The 500-nt window shown below is 61.2% G+C and carries 1 protein-coding gene; it reads left to right on the top strand.

What is annotated here, in order from left to right; translation table 11 throughout:
* A partial coding sequence (locus tag QMG93_RS35025) for an AMP-binding protein (RefSeq protein WP_281944524.1) occupies nt 1-500 on the top strand: 500 nt, incomplete at both ends.

Raw genomic sequence — 500 nt, 5'->3', positions numbered from 1 at the left:
TCATCTGCAGGACCAAGCCCAAGCGTGGCTGGCGGAAGATGCGGCGCTGCAAAGCGTGCGCTGCCTCTGCCTCGATGACGAGCAGTCGTATGGCGGTGACGGAGCAAACGGGCCTGACGCGAGCGAGCCGCACGATCTGGCGTACGTGATCTACACGTCGGGCACGACAGGACGGCCGAAAGGCGTCATGATCGAGCACCGCAGCCTGGTGAATACGGCCGCGGCCTATCGCCGGGAATACCGGCTGGATCAGTTCCCGGTACGGCTGCTGCAGTTGGCGAGCTTCTCCTTCGACGTGTTCGTCGGGGATATCGCGCGGACGCTGTACAACGGCGGAACGATGGTCATTTGCCCGAAAGACGACCGGATCGATCCGACTCGTCTGTATGGCTGGATTCGCGACCGGCAAATTACGATCTTCGAATCGACGCCTGCGCTGATCGTGCCGTTCATGGAATATGTAGCGGAGCAGGGTCTGGATATGAGCTCGATGGAGCTGT

Source organism: Paenibacillus tyrphae (genome assembly GCF_027925525.1).
GTDB lineage: Bacteria > Bacillota > Bacilli > Paenibacillales > NBRC-103111 > Paenibacillus_G > Paenibacillus_G tyrfis_B.
This window is presented reverse-complemented; position numbering and strand designations above follow the sequence as displayed.